The sequence below is a fragment of the Arcanobacterium canis genome (assembly GCF_029625435.1).
In the GTDB taxonomy this organism is placed as follows: Bacteria; Actinomycetota; Actinomycetes; order Actinomycetales; family Actinomycetaceae; genus Arcanobacterium; species Arcanobacterium canis.
In genome coordinates, this window is sequence record NZ_CP121208.1 from 133,882 (window position 1) to 150,935 (window position 17,054).

At 54.0% G+C, this 17,054-nt stretch carries 12 protein-coding genes; 7 read left to right on the plus strand and 5 right to left on the minus strand.

Annotated elements, in window-relative coordinates:
• Positions 1 to 56: 56 nt before the first annotated feature.
• The 4 genes from P7079_RS00590 (at position 57) to P7079_RS00605 (ending at position 4,497) form a co-directional block, all read left to right on the plus strand.
• Positions 57 to 1,586: a sugar ABC transporter ATP-binding protein gene (locus P7079_RS00590; RefSeq protein ID WP_278012908.1), complete on the plus strand. Its 1,530-nt coding sequence runs from the start codon at positions 57 to 59 to the stop codon at positions 1,584 to 1,586.
• A complete protein-coding gene (locus P7079_RS00595; RefSeq protein ID WP_278012909.1) occupies positions 1,586 to 2,560 on the plus strand; it encodes an ABC transporter permease in 975 nt (324 codons plus the stop codon). Before P7079_RS00590 ends, P7079_RS00595 begins: the two co-directional genes overlap by 1 nt.
• On the plus strand, positions 2,553 to 3,524 hold the full coding sequence (locus tag P7079_RS00600; protein ID WP_278012910.1) for an ABC transporter substrate-binding protein: 972 nt from the start codon (positions 2,553 to 2,555) through the stop codon (positions 3,522 to 3,524). The genes P7079_RS00595 and P7079_RS00600 overlap by 8 nt, the downstream gene beginning before the upstream one ends.
• 73 nt (positions 3,525 to 3,597) lie before the next feature.
• On the plus strand, positions 3,598 to 4,497 hold the full coding sequence (locus tag P7079_RS00605) for an NAD(P)-dependent oxidoreductase (RefSeq protein WP_278012911.1): 900 nt from the start codon (positions 3,598 to 3,600) through the stop codon (positions 4,495 to 4,497).
• Between the two features lie 7 nt (positions 4,498 to 4,504).
• Here the strand turns inward: P7079_RS00605 and P7079_RS00610 are convergent, their stop codons facing one another.
• Both P7079_RS00610 and gndA read right to left on the minus strand, forming a co-directional pair.
• Positions 4,505 to 4,807: a hypothetical protein gene (locus tag P7079_RS00610; protein WP_278012912.1), complete on the minus strand. Its 303-nt coding sequence runs from the start codon at positions 4,805 to 4,807 to the stop codon at positions 4,505 to 4,507.
• A 176-nt stretch (positions 4,808 to 4,983) separates the two neighbouring features.
• Positions 4,984 to 6,438 carry an NADP-dependent phosphogluconate dehydrogenase gene (gene gndA, locus P7079_RS00615; RefSeq protein ID WP_278012913.1) on the minus strand — a complete coding sequence of 485 codons (1,455 nt, stop codon included), beginning with the start codon at positions 6,436 to 6,438 and terminating at the stop codon, positions 4,984 to 4,986.
• Between the two features lie 328 nt (positions 6,439 to 6,766).
• On the opposite strand from gndA, the gene P7079_RS00620 reads away from it, so the two are divergent.
• A complete protein-coding gene (locus tag P7079_RS00620) occupies positions 6,767 to 8,620 on the plus strand; it encodes an acyltransferase family protein (RefSeq protein WP_278012914.1) in 1,854 nt (617 codons plus the stop codon).
• On the opposite strand, the gene P7079_RS08470 is transcribed toward P7079_RS00620, so the two are convergent.
• The 3 genes from P7079_RS08470 to P7079_RS08475 all read right to left on the minus strand — a co-directional run bounded on the left by P7079_RS08470 (position 8,595) and on the right by P7079_RS08475 (position 11,377).
• On the minus strand, positions 8,595 to 9,173 hold the full coding sequence (locus tag P7079_RS08470; protein WP_376987078.1) for a transposase: 579 nt from the start codon (positions 9,171 to 9,173) through the stop codon (positions 8,595 to 8,597). The two genes, P7079_RS00620 and P7079_RS08470, sit on opposite strands and share 26 nt — an antisense overlap.
• A gap of 288 nt (positions 9,174 to 9,461) precedes the next feature.
• Positions 9,462 to 11,024, minus strand: coding sequence for a thiol-activated cytolysin family protein (locus tag P7079_RS00625; protein ID WP_278012915.1), 1,563 nt, complete (start codon positions 11,022 to 11,024; stop codon positions 9,462 to 9,464).
• Between the two features lie 227 nt (positions 11,025 to 11,251).
• Entirely contained in the window at positions 11,252 to 11,377 is a 126-nt protein-coding gene (locus tag P7079_RS08475; RefSeq protein WP_422836991.1) for a hypothetical protein, read from the minus strand.
• 162 nt (positions 11,378 to 11,539) lie between these two features.
• On the opposite strand from P7079_RS08475, the gene P7079_RS00630 reads away from it, so the two are divergent.
• Complete coding sequence (locus tag P7079_RS00630) at positions 11,540 to 12,232, plus strand: protease inhibitor I9 family protein (RefSeq protein WP_278012916.1); 693 nt, start codon at positions 11,540 to 11,542, stop codon at positions 12,230 to 12,232.
• 3 nt (positions 12,233 to 12,235) lie between these two features.
• Positions 12,236 to 16,993 carry a S8 family serine peptidase gene (locus P7079_RS00635; RefSeq protein WP_278012917.1) on the plus strand — a complete coding sequence of 1,586 codons (4,758 nt, stop codon included), beginning with the start codon at positions 12,236 to 12,238 and terminating at the stop codon, positions 16,991 to 16,993.
• Positions 16,994 to 17,054: the final 61 nt, after the last annotated feature.

The window sequence follows — 17,054 nt, forward strand, 5'->3', positions numbered from 1 at the left end:
TGCTGGAAATACGACATTTTCAAATTTCGCATTGACGCATAGAGAAATGAGAGCGGATGAACGCGGTTGTTCAGGCGTGTGGAATCGTCAAACGGTATCCGGGCGTTGTGGCCTTGGCAGGTGCCTCTCTTGACCTGTGCGCAGGTAAAATTCACGGGATCGTCGGAGAAAACGGTGCGGGCAAATCAACCCTGATGAAAATTCTCGGTGGCGTGATTCAACCCGATGAAGGGCAGTTGCGTATTGATGGAGCGGCAGTGCGATTCAGCTCGCCCAAAGATTCTGAGCACGCTGGTATTGCCCTGATCTGCCAAGAACTCGCCCTCGCTGGAGATCTCAGCGTGGCACAAAATATCTTTCTCGGACGCGAAAAGCATCGAGGCCTTTCCATCGACGATGAGGCAATGGAAAATGCAGCATATGAGATCCTTGCGCGTTTAGGAGCGAGGATTGATCCGAGTCGTGCAGTCGCTACATTGAGCGTTGCGAATGCTCAACTCGTTGAAATCGCGAAGGCTCTGAGTGTGGGAGCCCGCGTCCTCATCATGGATGAACCCACCGCTGCCTTGACGGTCTCCGAGGTCAGCGCGCTGTTTACTGTGATGCGTGAACTCGCGGCCAGTGGCGTTGCCGTTGTTTTTATTTCTCATCGTCTCGATGAAGTGCGCGAAATTTGCGATCACGTGACTGTTTTTCGTGACGGCGCTGTCACTGCGCATTTCGATGATGTCACTTGTGACGACCTTATTTCTGCAATGGTTGGCCGTGAAATTGACATGTCAGCTCGACCCTCACACACTGTGCGTGAGGAGATCGGGTTGAGTGTCCATGAGATTGCCACAGATGAGGTTGGCCCAGTGTCATTCACCGTCCACCGTGGAGAAATTTTTGGGCTTGCTGGCCTCCAAGGAGCCGGACGAACCGAAACGTTGCGCGCAATTGCGGGCGCTGACCGGGCGACGTCGGGAAGCGTGGAGGTTGCTGGCACACGAGTCGATAATCGCACGCCAGCTAGTGCCGTGAGAGCGGGAATCGGATACCTGAGCGAAGACCGCAAGCGATTCGGGCTTCTTCTTGACCAAACAATCAGTGAAAACATTGCGCTTGCCTCGCTTCACACCTGGCGTCAAGGAATCGTGCTCGATGATGCCGCTTTGACGCGGGCTGCGACATCGGCGATGGGCCGTTTGGCGATCAAGGCCCCCAGCGCAGCCACACACGTGCGCACCCTCTCAGGAGGTAACCAACAAAAAGTGTTGCTCGCGCGTTGGCTTGCTCGTGGACTTGATGTGTTACTCGTGGATGAGCCGACACGCGGCATCGACGTCGGCGGGAAAGAAGAAATTTACGCCCTTCTCGAAGAACTTGCTGCACAAGGCTTGACCATCGTGGTGGCGAGTTCAGAGATCCCTGAGCTCCTTCGCCTCACCCATCGAATTGGAGTGATGTGTGAGGGCCGGCTTGCAGGCGTTTTATCCAACAACGACACCACAGAGGAGAAGATCATGGCTCTCGCTACCGCATTCAATTCAACTGAGCGGGAAAGTGCGCATACCAACTCCGCGCTGTATAAGGAGGAAGCCTAGTGAACATTGTTTCGCGAATCTACCGTCAACACCCTGCACAATTCCTCGTGGTGGTGTCTGAGCTCGTCCTCTTCACAGTCTTTGCCGTGGCAAGCCCATACTTCATCGATCTTGACAACGTTTCAGCCCTTCTGCTCGACGCCTCGGTGTACGTGCTTTTGGGCCTGGGATTGACCTTTGTGATCTCCACCGGAGGAATCGATCTGACCCCAGGCTTTGGCCTAGCGCTGACAGGTGTCATGACAGCGGTGGTGATGACGAGTGTCGGCGGGCCTGGATGGCTGGCGATTGGATCTGGAATTCTGGCCGGCATTGCAGCCGGTGCCGTACTGGGTGCAGCGAACGGATACCTAGTCAGTTACGTCGGGATGCAGCCGATGATCGCAACCCTTGCCATGATGCTCGTGGCGTGGGGAGCTGCTTTGACGATCACGGGGACTTCATCCATCCCGCTCGGTGATTTTGATGCGTTCGTGCTGCTTGGTAACGGAAAAACATTCGGCATCACCAACGCCGTCTTCGTCTTCGTTGCAGCCGCGGCCGTGGCGCATTTCCTCCTCAAGCACACCATCATTGGGCGATACGCGCTCGCTATCGGATCCAATGAAGAAGCAACGCGACTTGCCGGTATCGACGTCAAACGATGGAAATGGCGGATTTACGTTCTCGGTGGTACTTTCACCGGTTTAGCTGGAGTGCTCATGGCCTCACGCCTCGCCTCTGGCAAACCAGATGTGGGGCAGTCCTACGAAATGTATGCGATTGCTGCCGCGGTACTTGGAGGAGCCTCGTTGACTGGTGGACGGGCATCCGTTTTCGGTACGGTTGTGGGCGCAATTCTTATCGCGACATTGCGCAACGGCGCAGTTCACCTTGGTGTTTCGGATCAACACCAAAAGATTTTGCTCGGAGTCGTTGTCCTTCTGGCAGTGTGGCTCGATGTGCGTCGGCGGAAGAAGGTGGGCGATGCGTAAAACTTCCGCTATACGTTGTGTTTCCGTTGCTCTGGCGCTCAGTCTTTTGTTGGGCGGTTGCGCCGGAGCAGGCGAACGCGCCTCACGCGCCAATGGACGAATGGACATCGCCGTCGTCGCCAAAGGTTACGCTTCTCCGTTCTGGGCGACGACGAAAGCCGGTGCGATGGCTGCAGGTCGGGATCTCGGCGTCGATGTCACGTTTAACGGCCCGGATACAGAATCCGACGTCGTTCGCCAAGTTGATCAGCTCAATCTCGCCTACGCGATGAAACCGAATGCGTTGGTGGTGGCCGCGCTTGATGAAAGTGCGTCTATCGTGGCGTTGCGTCAGTTCAAGGACAGGGGAATCCCTGTGGTTGCCTTTGATTCGGGGGTGCCCGGTTCGGATATTCCCGTCACGACGGTATCCACAGACAACTATGGTTCGGCACGTGAAGCTGCCAAACATATGGTCAAGCTGGCTGGCGGAAAAGGTGAGTTGGCGGTGCTCGGCACTTCTGCGACGTCGGTGACTGGGCGCGAACGCCGCGACGGCTTCGTTGACTACATCAAAGAGAATGCGCCGGGAATGAAAGTTGTGGCGATCGAATACAACGAGTCAGACCAGGCGAAAGCTGAAAGTCAGGCGTCGGCGATCTTGCAGGCTCACCCTCATCTTGCGGGCATATTTGCCACCGACGACGACGGCGCTGTTGCAGCTGGTCAGACGGTGGCGCGCAGCGGGAAGAACGTCATCGTGGTCGGTTATGATTCTGGCAAGGTACAACAGGACATGATTCGCAACGGCGAGATCGCTGGATCGGTGACGCAAAACCCGTATCAGATGGGGTATCGCGCAGTGACCCAGGCGGTTCGTGTGACACAAGGCGAAAAGATGCCGCAGCAGATTGACTCTGGTTTCGCCTGGTACGACGCGAAAAATATTGACGATCCCAAGATTCGCGAAGCGCTCTACGATTGATTCCTCGTTGGAAACATCGGCTATATGCGTAACACTGATGCCGGTGCGCACAGATGCGCGATAGCATGGGCGCATGAACAAAGTGAATGTTTCAATTGACCCATTCTGGGATGTCAATATCGATATTCCGGGAGTGAACGTCGTCCGCTGGGACCTCAAAGGCGAAGCTCCTGGCCCACTCGACATCGTCGTGACGGGGCATTGGGTTCCCAAGGACGGTGCTGAACGCGTGGCTGCGGCAGGTGCGAAACTTCTCCAGATCGGTTCGATTGGTTACGACTCCGTTAACCCCGATTTGCCTGAAGGTCTCCAGGTCGCCAATGCCGCAACAGTACACGAGACGGCAACGTCTGAAATGGTTCTGACGATGCTCCTTGCAGGACTGCGTAATATTCCGCAGATGGTGGCCGACAACAAAGAACATAAGTGGAATGTTTTCTACGATGAAGGTCTTGCAGATAAGAAGGTCATGCTCATTGGTGTGGGCGGAGTCGGGAAAGAAATCATCAAACGCCTCACACCATTTTCAGTGGATCTGACCTTGGTGGCCTCACGTGAACGCGATGAAGACTTCGGACACGTCTATTCTCTTGAGCAGATTGACGATCTGCTCCCACACCAAGATGTGGTCATCATCGTTATTCCTGCAACTGAGACGACAAAGGGCCTAGTAAACAAGGAATTTTTGGCGAAAATGAAGGATGGGGCGACCTTCCTTAACGCTGGTCGAGGTACGCTTGCCGTTACGGACGATCTGGTGGCCGAGGGCGGACGACTCAAGCTCCTCATCGACGTCGTCGATCCTGAGCCGCTTGCGCAAGATTCGCCGCTCTGGGACGTTGCCCAGCTGATTACTTCGCATAATGGAGGGAATACTCGGGCGATGCATCCGCGTATGGAGGCTCTGATCGAGCGCCAAGTGAAGCACCTGCTTGCAGGTGAGCCATTCGAAAACGTTGTTTTGGGAAAGTAGCGTGGAGTTAACAGCCGAGCAATCCCTGGCCCCAGCGCGATAAACGGCGCTGGATCTGGGTGAATTCATCCTCGCTCAATCCGCAGTCTGCTGCGGCCTGAGTGGGGATGTTTTTTACCCCCAGTAGCCGGTAGCCGAACATTCGCCGGTTGAACTCACTGTCTTCAGCACTCGCCAACCTCATGAGTTCGAGCCCAGTGTACTGGCCAGACTCGATAAGCGTATCGACGGCGATATAGTCTTGTGTCTGCCCAAAGGAATTGAGACGAGCAGTGAGTTGCCCAGCTTCGTGGTCCTGATCAGTGGTCATGTTCCTCCAATAGCACATTGACGATGGGGATGTCTGCTGGTGCCGCGGTCAACTCGTGGAGTTGTGCCAGGCTGAACCAGCAGACGTCGGTGTGTTCGGTCAGATGTGGTTCCTGCGTGGATCGCGCGGATCAACCTACCGGACACTCATTGTATTCGCCGACGACGAGTGAACCCTTATTCGGAAACCTCTCGGCGATCTTCGCTCCACATTGTGTGGAATGTGCCATCCTTATCCACACGTTGGTAGGTGTGTGCGCCGAAGAAATCGCGCTGTGCCTGGATAAGGTTGGCAGGCAGGCGATTTGCGCGGATCCCGTCGTAGTAGGACAGCGACGACGAGAATGCCGGCACTGGGAGACCAGCCGAGGTGGCAAAGCCAACCACCTCACGCCACGCCGACGTCGATTTCGTCATGACATCGGTGAAGAACGGAGCAGCGAGAAGCAGCGGAAGTCCGGGGTCTGCCTCGTAAGCCTCGGTGATGCGGTTGAGGAATTGGGCACGGATGATGCAACCGCCGCGCCAGATGCGGGCCATCGATCCGAGATCCACGTTCCAATTGAATTCTTCGGATGCTGCGGCGATGAGTTCGAAACCTTGCGAGTATGCCACAACTTTCGAGGCATAGAGGGCAAGGCGAATACTTTCGATGAAAGCCTCTTTATCGGCAACCTCAGGAAGAGTGACATCTGAGGGGAACACCTCAGCAGCTGCAGCACGCTGCGGGACGGAGCCGGAAAGAGCGCGTGCGAAGGTTGCTTCAGCAATACCCGTGACAGGGACACCCATGCCAGCGCCATTTTGCACAGTCCATGCTCCGGTGCCCTTCTGAGCTGCGCGGTCAGCAATGATATCGACGAAGGGGCGCCCGGTTTCTGCATCGGTGTGGTGGAGAACTTCAGCGGTGATCTCGATCAGGTAGGATTCGAGTTCGCCTTCGTTCCACTTGGCAAAAACATCTCCGATCTCAGGCGCGCTCATTCCCAGGCCGACGCTCATGAGGTGATAGGCTTCGGCGATGAGCTGCATGTCGGCGTACTCAATGCCGTTATGCACCATCTTGACGAAGTGGCCTGCACCGTCAGAGCCGACGTATGTGGCACACGGGACGCCATCGACATGTGCCGAAATCTTCTCAAGCATTGGGCCGAGGCGTGTGTACGATTCTGGCGTGCCGCCCGGCATAATCGATGGGCCATTGAGAGCGCCTTCTTCACCGCCAGACACTCCCATGCCGACGAAGTGCAACCCGCGCGCACGCAGTGCGGCTTCGCGACGTCGGGTGTCGGTGTACAGAGCGTTGCCGGCATCAACGATGATGTCGCCTTCCTCCATAAGATCAGCGAGCTGGTTGATGACAGCGTCCGTCGGAGCGCCAGCTTTGACCATGATGATCGCAACGCGTGGGGTTGACAGTGACGCAACGAAATCTTCCATCGAAGCCGAGGGGTAAAACTCTCCATCGGTGCCGTGAGCGTCCATTACCTTCTCTGTTTTTTCACTCGAACGGTTGTGGATCGCTACTTTATAACCGTTGCGTGCCAGATTGCGTGCCAGGTTTGAGCCCATCACTGCCATGCCGGTGACGCCGATGTCGGCTACGCCCACGGGCGCCTTCTCGAAAGCCATTTTTCTCCTTTGGACATTAGTTTGACGGGCTCAATTTTACGCATGTTTGGATGGTCACGGATAGGGCTCGTCCGGTGGCGAACATTAGCCCAGTTGGAGACAAAGAGTGCGGGGTAATGAGTGAATCGAACGCGGATACTCCGTCCTGAACGGTGTCTGTGTATTCGCTGAAATTATTGTAAAACCGCAGAAAATCGGGGGTGTTACGTATTCGTAATTGAGTGTTGCCCAACTGTAACGTGATACGGAACGCACCGCGCAGGTGTCGTCCAAAAAGTGTCCTACCCCGGTGCTAGCCTGAAACACGTAGAAATTTGGAGGAGATGTTGTGACACAAATTCAAGGGCAGCCGATGCACGGTGATCACCCACGTATTATTGGACTCGATGGTCTGCGCGCTATTGCTGCGGGCATCGTGGTTCTGTACCACCTGTTACCTCATACGGTGCCCGTTGGTTTTGTCGGTGTTGACGTTTTCTTTGTGATCTCGGGCTTCCTGATCACTTCGCTCCTCTTACGTGAGGGCCAAGTGACGGGCCGTATCCGTTTTGGACGTTTTTGGATGAGGAGGTTTCGCCGGCTTTTCCCTGCGGTGATCGTTGCTTCGCTCGGAGCTGTTGGGATTGCCGCACTCGTTGGCGGTGATGCAACAACAGGGCTGAGGTGGCAGCTTGGTGGTGCTCTGAGTGGCACCTACAACTGGTTCCAAGTAGCCAATAGTTCCTCCTATTTTGATGCATCGAACCCGCTGCTCTTGACGAATTTATGGTCACTTGCCGTTGAACTTCAGTTCTATTTTGTGTGGCCAATTATTCTCATTCTTCTCGTTGCCTTCGTTCAGAAGAAAGCAATGCGAGTCGCAATTGCCGTAGTCTTGGCCGCGTGCTCAGTAGCGTGGCATTCGCACTTGACAACACTCGACGTGACCCGTGCTTATGTGGGAACCGATTCACATTCCTTCGGTCTCATGATCGGTGCCGCAATTGCGCTTGCGCTCCCTGGTGTCATGGTTCAACGTTTGCCAGAGGCATCGGCACATTGGGGGCGCGCTGCGTTCGTCTCGCTCATTGCGCTCATTGCCTTTGGAATCTTTGCTCCCGACGGCAAATGGATGTACCCGTGGGGAATGGTTATTGCCTCGATTCTCTCTGCAATAATTGTGCGTGGCCTGCTTCCAGATGTTCGTAAAGGAATTGGCCCGTACCTGGCCCAACTTTTGGAATCTCGATTGATGGTGTGGCTTGGTCAGCGTTCGTATGGCATTTATCTGTGGCATTGGCCGCTGTGGGTCATTTTCTTCTATGCAGTCAACCTCAACGCGGCTCTTGAAGCGGTGCTGATTGTGATCGCGTCCGTGATTTTGGCGCACATTTCCTATTCTTACGTCGAAAATCCGATCCGCACACAGACCTTCATCGGCTGGATACGCGGGCTACGACAATCTGCTGTGCGTGCCACGGTCTACGCAGTTGCTGGCACACTTCTTATCGGTGCTTCGGCCTACGGCGCGGTGATGTCGTCGAATCTCACCTCAGCGCAACTGCTCGTTGAGCAAGGCCAAGAGGCTCTTGAACAAAGCCAGAAAGCGGCAAAGCCCACCCGTCCGCATGAGCACACTCCCGAAGAGAAACCTGATCAGAAGCCCGGTGGGGATTCTGCCCTCGACGATGATCAGAAGGATGACCAGAAGAAAAAACCCATCACGGGAGATCACGTGACGGTTATTGGTGATTCTGTTGCGCTTGCCTCCGCCGGAGCTTTGGCACAAGCAATGCCAGGAATCTACATTGATGCGAAAGTTTCACGTTCGTTACAAGCCTCCCCGGCCATCGCGACCCAACTTCATAGCCAAGGAAAGCTGAAAGAATACGTGGTGATCGGCTTGGCAACAAATGGTAACTTGCCTGAACGCTATGTTGACAAACTTTTCGCTGCCGTGGGTAAGGGACATAAGTACGTGTTCGTCACTGGCTTTGCTCCTCCTTATGCGACCTGGGTGCCCCAGGCAAATCAGCAGATCGCACAATTGGCGAAGAAGTATCCAGATACTGTTCGTGTGGCTGACTGGGCATCGATTGCGAAAGCAAATGTTGGGCTGCTCGCAGGGGACAAAATTCACCCTGGCCCGAAAGCTGCCGCCCTTTATGCGGCTGAAGTCAAGCGCGCGCTGGCAAGCTTCTGAGGATGCTTTTTGCTTGATCTGCGGGCAAGCGAGTGCTTGGATAACTGAATATTTCATGTGAAAAGACGCTTGAGGCTGTATCGAAAGCGTTTTGGAAGTGGTCGGGAATGTCTTTGGGTGTTCCCGGCCATTTTTGTTTGTTGTGTTGGTTGGGGTGGGGCTGGCTTGTGGGGTTTAGTTGTTGTTCTTGTTCTTTGTTTGGTCGGTCTTGGTGTTGTGGTGGTGTGCTTTTCTGATGTTGGGGGCCTAGTGCGATCCATCGGAATTCGGTGGTGACTTTTCGTTTGCCTCGTAGTGTGAACCTAGTGAAGTGATAGTTACGTTTGATGTCTCCAAAGACAGTTTCAACATCGACGGATCGTTGCTTGCGAAGCTTTTTACCACTATCGGTGCGTAGGTCGTTGGTGGCTTGGTTACGATAAGCATCCCTGGTGGGGTTTACGGTGATGATTTTCCGGAAACCGGGTTGTGTTGAACGCGTGTATCGTGTTTGGACGGGACAGTCCTGGCATGAGAGGGACTGGTAGATCCTGGTGGTTGTCTGGTAGCCCAGGAGGTATCAGGTCAGAAATATCTGGGGGAGCAACATCGGTTGATGCTGCATCACGGGTTTGAAACGATGATCCACGTTAACGTCCTTCACTACCCCCTAATTTTATCGCAAAACCGCGAAATACCAATGAAAGCCCGGTAAAAAGAAACACGTAAACAACAAAAAGACGAGGGATGAATCCCGGATAACCCGAAATCCATCCCTCGCCAATCAAGGACTTTTGATACAGCCCCTATTTCGATGTAGCAATTTAAGCTATCACGCTACGTTCACGCTATTGTGATCGCCTTACTTGACTACGTTAGATGCGTAAGGTGCCCAAGAAGCGCCCCGAACGGTAATCTCTCGATCATGTACCAAAGGCATATTCGCTTCGTCAATGATCGTGCGCCACGGATCCCATACTAAGCCAGTTGCCTCACCAACAATGACGTGAATGTTGCGCGCATTGGCCGGTAGCTGGATACGCTCGGTGAAACCTGCAGTACGCGGAACCCAAGTTCCCGACCACTTCTTCGGTGTGCGCACTTCGCGTCCTTGAGCATCATAGTTCACTTCATCCCAGCTGAGGTGGAACTTTGCCATGTAGCCGCCTTCATGCTTGAGCGTGACATATCCTGAACGATAAGTGGTGGCAGTAGTTTCAGTGTAAGTGCCGCTGCTATTTACTACCGCACGTGAATTATCCTTCAAGAAGTTCACTGTGTAAGAAACCGGAACTGCAGGAACTGAGGTGCTAAAGGTGCTTTCCTTTTGGATGATGTCCTTCAGGTCTGCAATCTTGCCCGTAGCAACTTTCACACCGTCGGGAGAACCACCCAGTACGTAGACGCTAATCCTTGTGTTGTCCAAAATATCCTTGTACTTTGTTGCCACGTCAATTGGCAATTCTCCGTACTTTGTCTTGAAAACTGCATCGAAGGCTGCAGCAACTTCATTCGACTTGGAGTTGGTTTCCAGCTTGACGTAGATCTGACGACCGTAGCTCACCGAGGAGATGTACGCGGCAGGATTGTCCTTATCAATCCCGCGCAGCTTGAGATCGTTTAAAGTCACGTTTGAACCGAAAACCTTATGAGGAGCAGTCGGAGCATCAGCACTTACCGTGTAGAAGATTTGCTTAAAGCTTGCAACAGCTGTCTTGGTTTCACCCTTGTAAATGCTGTTGAAGTTCACACCGAGAATATCGGCAATCTTCTTGGCGCCAGTACCGAATTTTGCCTCGAATTGCTTGGTAGAAGAAACCATTGTCTCATCGTAAGAAACACGAGCCGCTTGCTTCGAGTAGTCTTTGTTATCCCTCAACCAACCATCGAGAAGGCCGTTAACTTTACCCTCTACATCGCTCTTGGTCGCAACAGGAACATCAACTGCATTCTTCCCATCACGTAGACCTGGAAGATCAACACTTAAACGCACCGATCCTCGATCAACTGGGACAATTGAAGGATTCCCATTGACTAAGCTCTGGTTAGCACGCACCAAGGCACCTGGATAAATTGCGGCATTGTTCGCCTCAATAACAGACAAATCTGATGTGTGTGCGTCAAGGTTCTTCTTTGTTCTATTGACAACGGTAAAAGTATCGCCATTTGCACTTGCGGTCGTTGACGGCAAAGTATCGTTTGCCTCTCCATTCACAGCAAGAAGCTTCAATGGATCATAGCTCAAGCCATAAATGTAATTGTCGATCTTTTTCGCATTGTCAGTTGAAGGAATAGCTTTTGCCACATTTCCACTCGAGTCCACGTTATTTAAAGCGTTTGGCGTGGCGGCAAATGCTGTAGGCGCAAAAAATAGTGTTCCACCGAAAGCGATAGTCATTGCGCGAGCAAGCAGATACTTCTTCATCGAAGTCTCCTTACGTTAATATCTTATACTTTCGAGAAGTCGTTACTAGAAGTAATTCCCTCCCGATGTCAATAACTGTACTCTGGGGTCTGTCTCCACACATCATACTGGTATTCTATTTTTCCCTTTTTACCTCCTCCTCGGGGGAGATGAGGATATACACCTGGCAACTCCCTCTCAGATCCTTCCGAGAGGATTTAGTTCAAACAAAACACTGTTTTCCTTATTTACCCAATCTCTGCACCAAAGTTGGAAAAGCGAGCAAAATGGCCTTGAAATGCTAATTCCACTGTTCCGGTAGGGTCAGAAATTTGGGGACGTTTATCGTTGCGCTTTTCTGGATCACGGTTCAACTGTGAAATCGCAATAATCGGGCAATATATGTCCTGCCGCGATATGGCAATACTCGTCTCACAATGTGAATAAATTTTCCTTAAAAAGAATAATTCTTGTTCAATATCTGTTAATTCTGCGCCAATTCCCAGCAGAATTCCTCAGAAATGTCAGGAGTTAATGTGAGAAAGCCAAAGCTATTCGCCTTTGCTGCCGCTCTCGCTGTCGCCGCCTCTGGAGCACCTACGGCTGTCGCCCAACCGGCGCAGCCGCCGGCACCAACGTCGCCGTCGGACGCATCGCATCCGACGAGCGCAACCGCCCAGAGCTTGCCCGAGCAACTTGCAGCCCCGCAAAATGTCAAGGACACAAGCCGAATTACTATCACAGTGATGTTGAAGGGACAGCCTGGTCGTCCTTCCACTCGTGTCGAATCATCCAACCTCGCCAAACAAAATTCCCTCATTAAGAAGTGGGAAAAGAAATACGATCTCAAGGCTGGTGCAAAGGCGGGCTTCCTCGTCAACGGTTTCCAGGCCACTCTTCCTGCGAACCAACTTGCCAATCTTCAGCGTGAACCAGAAGTCGCGTCGGTGGAAAAGCAGCGATTGTACTTCCCAGCAGAAAACAATGCCCGCCAAATGGAAGGTGTTGTTCAAGCTTGGAAGAACCACGGAGTTGATGGCCGTGGCATCGTCGTTTCGGTCATTGATTCAGGTATCGACGTCAAGCACCCCGATCTTCGCCTCGATTCCGACGTGAAAGGCCGACTCGCGCCGGATACCGCTCACGGTTTTACGGCGAAGGTTCCGTTCGGCTACAACTACGCCGACAATAATTTCGATGTCTACGATCGTGGATCTCAGCATGTCTAGCATGTGGCCGGTATCGTGGCAGCGAACGGCAAGGAGGGGCCGGAATCTCCTGATTTCCCTAAGGAGAACCATATCGACGGCGCCGCGCCAAACGCGCAGGTCCTCGCAATGAAAGTGTTCTCCAACAGTGGCAAAGCCGGTGCAGCGGATATCAACATTATTCGCGCTATCGAAGATTCAGTGAAGCTTGGTGCCAACGTCATTAACATGTCGCTCGGTGCGCCCAACGGCATGGCAAACGCCTCCGACGGCGTGGAGCGTGCGTTGAAGAAGGCCTACGAAGCTGGCGTCATGACCGTGATTGCGGCAGGCAATGAGGGACAGAACTTCTCGCCGGATAACTCGACCATGGATCTCATTGGCCAGCTCGACGATGGCACCGTCGGCTCGCCGGGTGCGAATAATCCGGGTCTGACCGTCGCCTCCATCGACAACACCCAGCAAGCCCTTCCGTTGGTTTTCTCGAAGACTGATGGCCAGGGTGAAGAAGACTTTTTCTACCAGCTCGCCTCGGGAAAGCCTGACGGGAAAGAACATGAGCTTGTCGATGGTGGCTACGGCTCTGCCGACGAGGTGAAAGGTAAGAACTACTCCGGTAAGTTCGTTCTGGTCCAGCGTGGCAAAGATATTACGTTTACCGAGAAATACAAGAATGTGTTTGCGCAGGGCGCAGAGGGCATCGTGGTGTACAACCACAAAGACGGCGGTGACGAATTCCTCGGAATGGCTGGTGTCGAAAAGTTCAAGCAATTTGGTGTCTTCATCTACCACACGGCAGGTCAGAAACTTGCCGAGAAGATGAAGGAAGGCAAGAAGGTGACCGTTCGCTTCACCAACGACCAAAAGCTTGTGGATTTCGGATACGCCAACTTGCGCCCATCGGAGTTTACCGGCTGGGGTACCACCCCCAACCTTGATTTCGCCCCGAATATTGCTGGCATCGGTGGTGCCGTCTACTCGTTGCACAACGACGGCAGTTACGCCAACAATTCGGGCACGTCAATGGCGTCCCCGAATGTTGCCGGTCTGTCAGCCTTGCTCTACCAGGCATACGCCAAGCGATTCGAGGGTCTTGCTGGCCCGCAGCTCATCGAGCGCGTGTCCACTGCACTGCAAAACACTGCGTCGATTCCGAAGGATGAGAACGGCCTCCCACACCCCACTCGCCGAGTCGGTGCTGGTCTGGCGAACGTCGATGCAGCAATTTCCACCAACGTTTTCGCCACGGTAGACGGAAAGCCGAACGTTGCTCTGCGTCAGATCAACGAGTCGCGTTCCTTCGTCGTTACGCTCGAAAACATGGGCAAGGAAGCCGTGACCTACACGGTTCCTGAGCAGGTTGTCATCAACGAAACGAACGAAACAGGGAAGAAGACTCTTCCGATCAAGTCGAACGAAACTCTCACTGCCAATACGCGCGAAGTAAGTGTTCCAGCTGGTGGCAAGGCCACAGTAACATTCACGTTGAACCCTGACACCTCGCGTAATCACTTCATCGAGGGCTGGGCAATGCTCACGTCCACCGACAAGTCCAAGGCTCCGGATCTCCATGTGCCGTACTTGGGCTTTGTGGGAGATTGGAATGCGGAGAAGATCGTCAAGGAGCCTGGTCAGGAGCTGATGCCTGGTCAGTCAATGGGAACGTACACCAAACTGGTCTCGACTCTGTTCGGCAAGACTATCCCTATCGATGCTGTGGCTCAGAAATTCGATGATGAGGACGGCAAGTTCTGGCTGTCCCCGAATGACGATAAGCGTTTCGACGTCATGACTCCTGCTTTGATGATGATGCGCAACGCATCTGACATAAAGTACGAGATCTACACCGCCGACGGTAAACTGGTCAAGAAACTCGGCCATGAGAAGGGTGTTCGCCGTGCAACCTGGAATGACGTGGTCGCTAAGAAATTCGCAAACGTTCAGCACGTCGCTTCGTCATACGAGTTCGATGGCCTCATCTGGGATCCGCAGAAGGCCGACTTTACCAAGGTTCCAGAAGGTCGTTATATCTACCGCGTGTCCTCGCGTCTGTCGGATAAGTTTGACTGGCAGGTAACCGATCTTCCCTTTGGTGTGGATTACACCGCTCCAAAGATCGTCTTCGGTGACGTCATCAAGGGCGAAAAGCCTGGAGATCCGAGCGTCATCAACCTCACGATCGTTGAAGAACTCTCCGGGATTCCATACGGCCTGACTGCAGTGACCGATGACGGTACCGTTTTGCGTTACCCATCCATCAAGCGTAATGGGCCAGGCGCTCCCGGCGTTAAGGGCGTCAACTACACCGTGACGGTTCCTGAAGGCGCGAAGTTCGTGTCCTTTGGTACCCAAGATCGCGGCCTGAACGAAAGCTCCGCAACGAAGGTTCTCGCAGGGACCACCCTCGTCGTCGGTAACGAGACGCAGATTAACACCAAGCCGCTTGGTCCGACGTCGAAGCTCGTCAAGGATGGAAAGCTGGCTGTTGCTGGCGTCGCCTCCCCGGATATCACCAAGGTGACGATCAACGGAAAGGACGCCGCGCTGGCTGATTCCCAGTTCACTGGTGAGGTCAAGCTCGCTGAGGGGAAGAACACTGTGGAGGTCAAGGGCTACGACGCGTCCGGCAAGGAGATCGCTGCTGTGACTCTCACTCCGTACTACGACACCGCAGCTCCAAAACTCGCTGTGACAAACTCTGTCAACGGCAAGGTTGCGTTGCGCGATAGCGGCGAAGCAGTGTTGATCGGGCAAGTCTCGGATAACAACCGTGATGCAAAGCTCACCGTTAAGTCTGGTTCCAAATATGCCAAGGTTGAAGCTGACGGAACGTTCTCGATCACAGTCAAGCCAAAGGCAACCGATTCTTCGGTCACCCTCGTTGCCTCAGATGGTGCCAACACCACCACAGTGGCTGTGCCGATCGCGGATCGTGAGCAGCCGCCGGTGACATTCGAAGGCCCGAAGTGGCTCAACGCGCAGTGTGCGCCAACGCTCGCCTCGTGCGTCGTTCCTCTTGGTCCGGATCAGGTCAAGGATGGCACATTTACTTTGGTGGGCAAGGTCAATACCCCCGTGGGGTCGATGACCGTTACTCCCGAAGCGCGTGTCGAGAATGGTAAGTACGTCGGTGGCGACCCGATCGTTGTTCAGCCTCGTCAAGACGGCCTGATTGCTATTCCATTCACCGGTATCACTACTGGCTTCAATGATTTCGCCTACACGATCACTGATCCAGCAGGAACTGTGCGTATGTCTGGTGCGATGACGCTTCTTGTGGATGTCAAGGCTCCGACGATCACATTCGAAGATCCGACTCTCATCTCCGGCACTCTCTTCACCAACAAGGATGAAGTGGTCTTTAAGGGCACCGCGTCCGACGACGGCTGGGGCTACACCTTCAAGATCAACGACTCTGTGGTTGAGGAACTGTTCAACTTCACCGGGCATGGGCCGGAATCGAACGAACGTCACTTTGCTCAAGCAGTTGCAGTTAAGGACGGGGATACCATCTTGCTGAAGTTTGTTGACAGCATGGGTAATGAACTCACCGGAATGATCCCGGTGGTTGTTGACAAGATCGCCCCAAATGTTGCAGTTTCGGCAGCTGAAGGTGATGTCATCCGTGATGGCTCGCCTGTCACCACACGTGCAACTGACGATCACCTTGCATCCCTGGCAGTCAACGTTGTGGGCCCAGATGGCTACACATTCGACAAGACGGTTGACAACACGCTGACCGCGACGCCAGTGAGCGTTCAGGATGTCCTCGCAGGCGACACGCCAGCGCAAGATGGCGATGAGTCGGAAGAGGGCGAAGCGAATGCGACTGAACAGGCAGAGGGAACAGCAGATCAGGCGGCACCAGCTCCGTCGGAGAAGGAGAATCCTGAAAAGGACGCTCCTGCACAGGACGCAATGGGAACTCAGGCGCAGATCGATAAAACGAAGTTTGACCTTCCGTTTGCGACCAAGGATCTCAAGGCTGGTCAGTACACTCTGACGGCAACGGGCACTGACTACGCAGGAAATGTCACGACGAAAGCTGTGACCTTCACCGTCGATGCTCTACCGGTGATCTCGGGTGACGATGAAATCAACCTCACCTTGGAGCCTACGCAGTTGGGCGATCTCGACCAGGTGCTCTCGCACTACACCGTCACGGATGATTCCGGTGCGAAGCTCTCCGTTACCAAGGGAACGATCCTTCACGAAGGAAAGAACACAGTGGTGTTGGTTGCGACCCAGGCCGATGGCTTTGAAGTGACGCGCACTGTGACGGTCAACGTCACGCTCAAGGCACTGACCCCCGACGGAGATTCTTCCGGGCTCGTCACTGATGCCCCGGGCGACGTGACCAGCGACAATGCATCAGACAATGCATCAGGTGATGCTGGCTCGAACGGTTCAACTGGCACGGGTACTGATGGTGCTTCCGGTAAGGCTAGCGCGGGTACTGATGGTGCTTCCGGTAAGGCTGACGCGGGCGCTGATAGTGCTTCCGGTAAGGCTGACGCGGACACCGGTATCGCAGGAAAGGGCAAGGTGCAGAAGCACACAGGAACTTCTGTGGACTTCCACAAGGGCAAGGTGACAACGAAGGACATGGTGCTCTCACTGGGCAACCATTCCTCGACCAAGCCCACAACCACCGTGACCCCGAACCCGACATCGAAGGGATCCCTCGCATACACTGGTGCGTCGGCTGCGGGCCTTGGGGCCGTGGCGATTGCACTCATGGTTGCAGGAGTTTTTGCGACCGTTCGTAAGGAACGCCAGTAAATTCAATCCTCAGTGATCAGTAGAGGGCCGGTGGGAGTAATTCCCACCGGCCCTCTACATA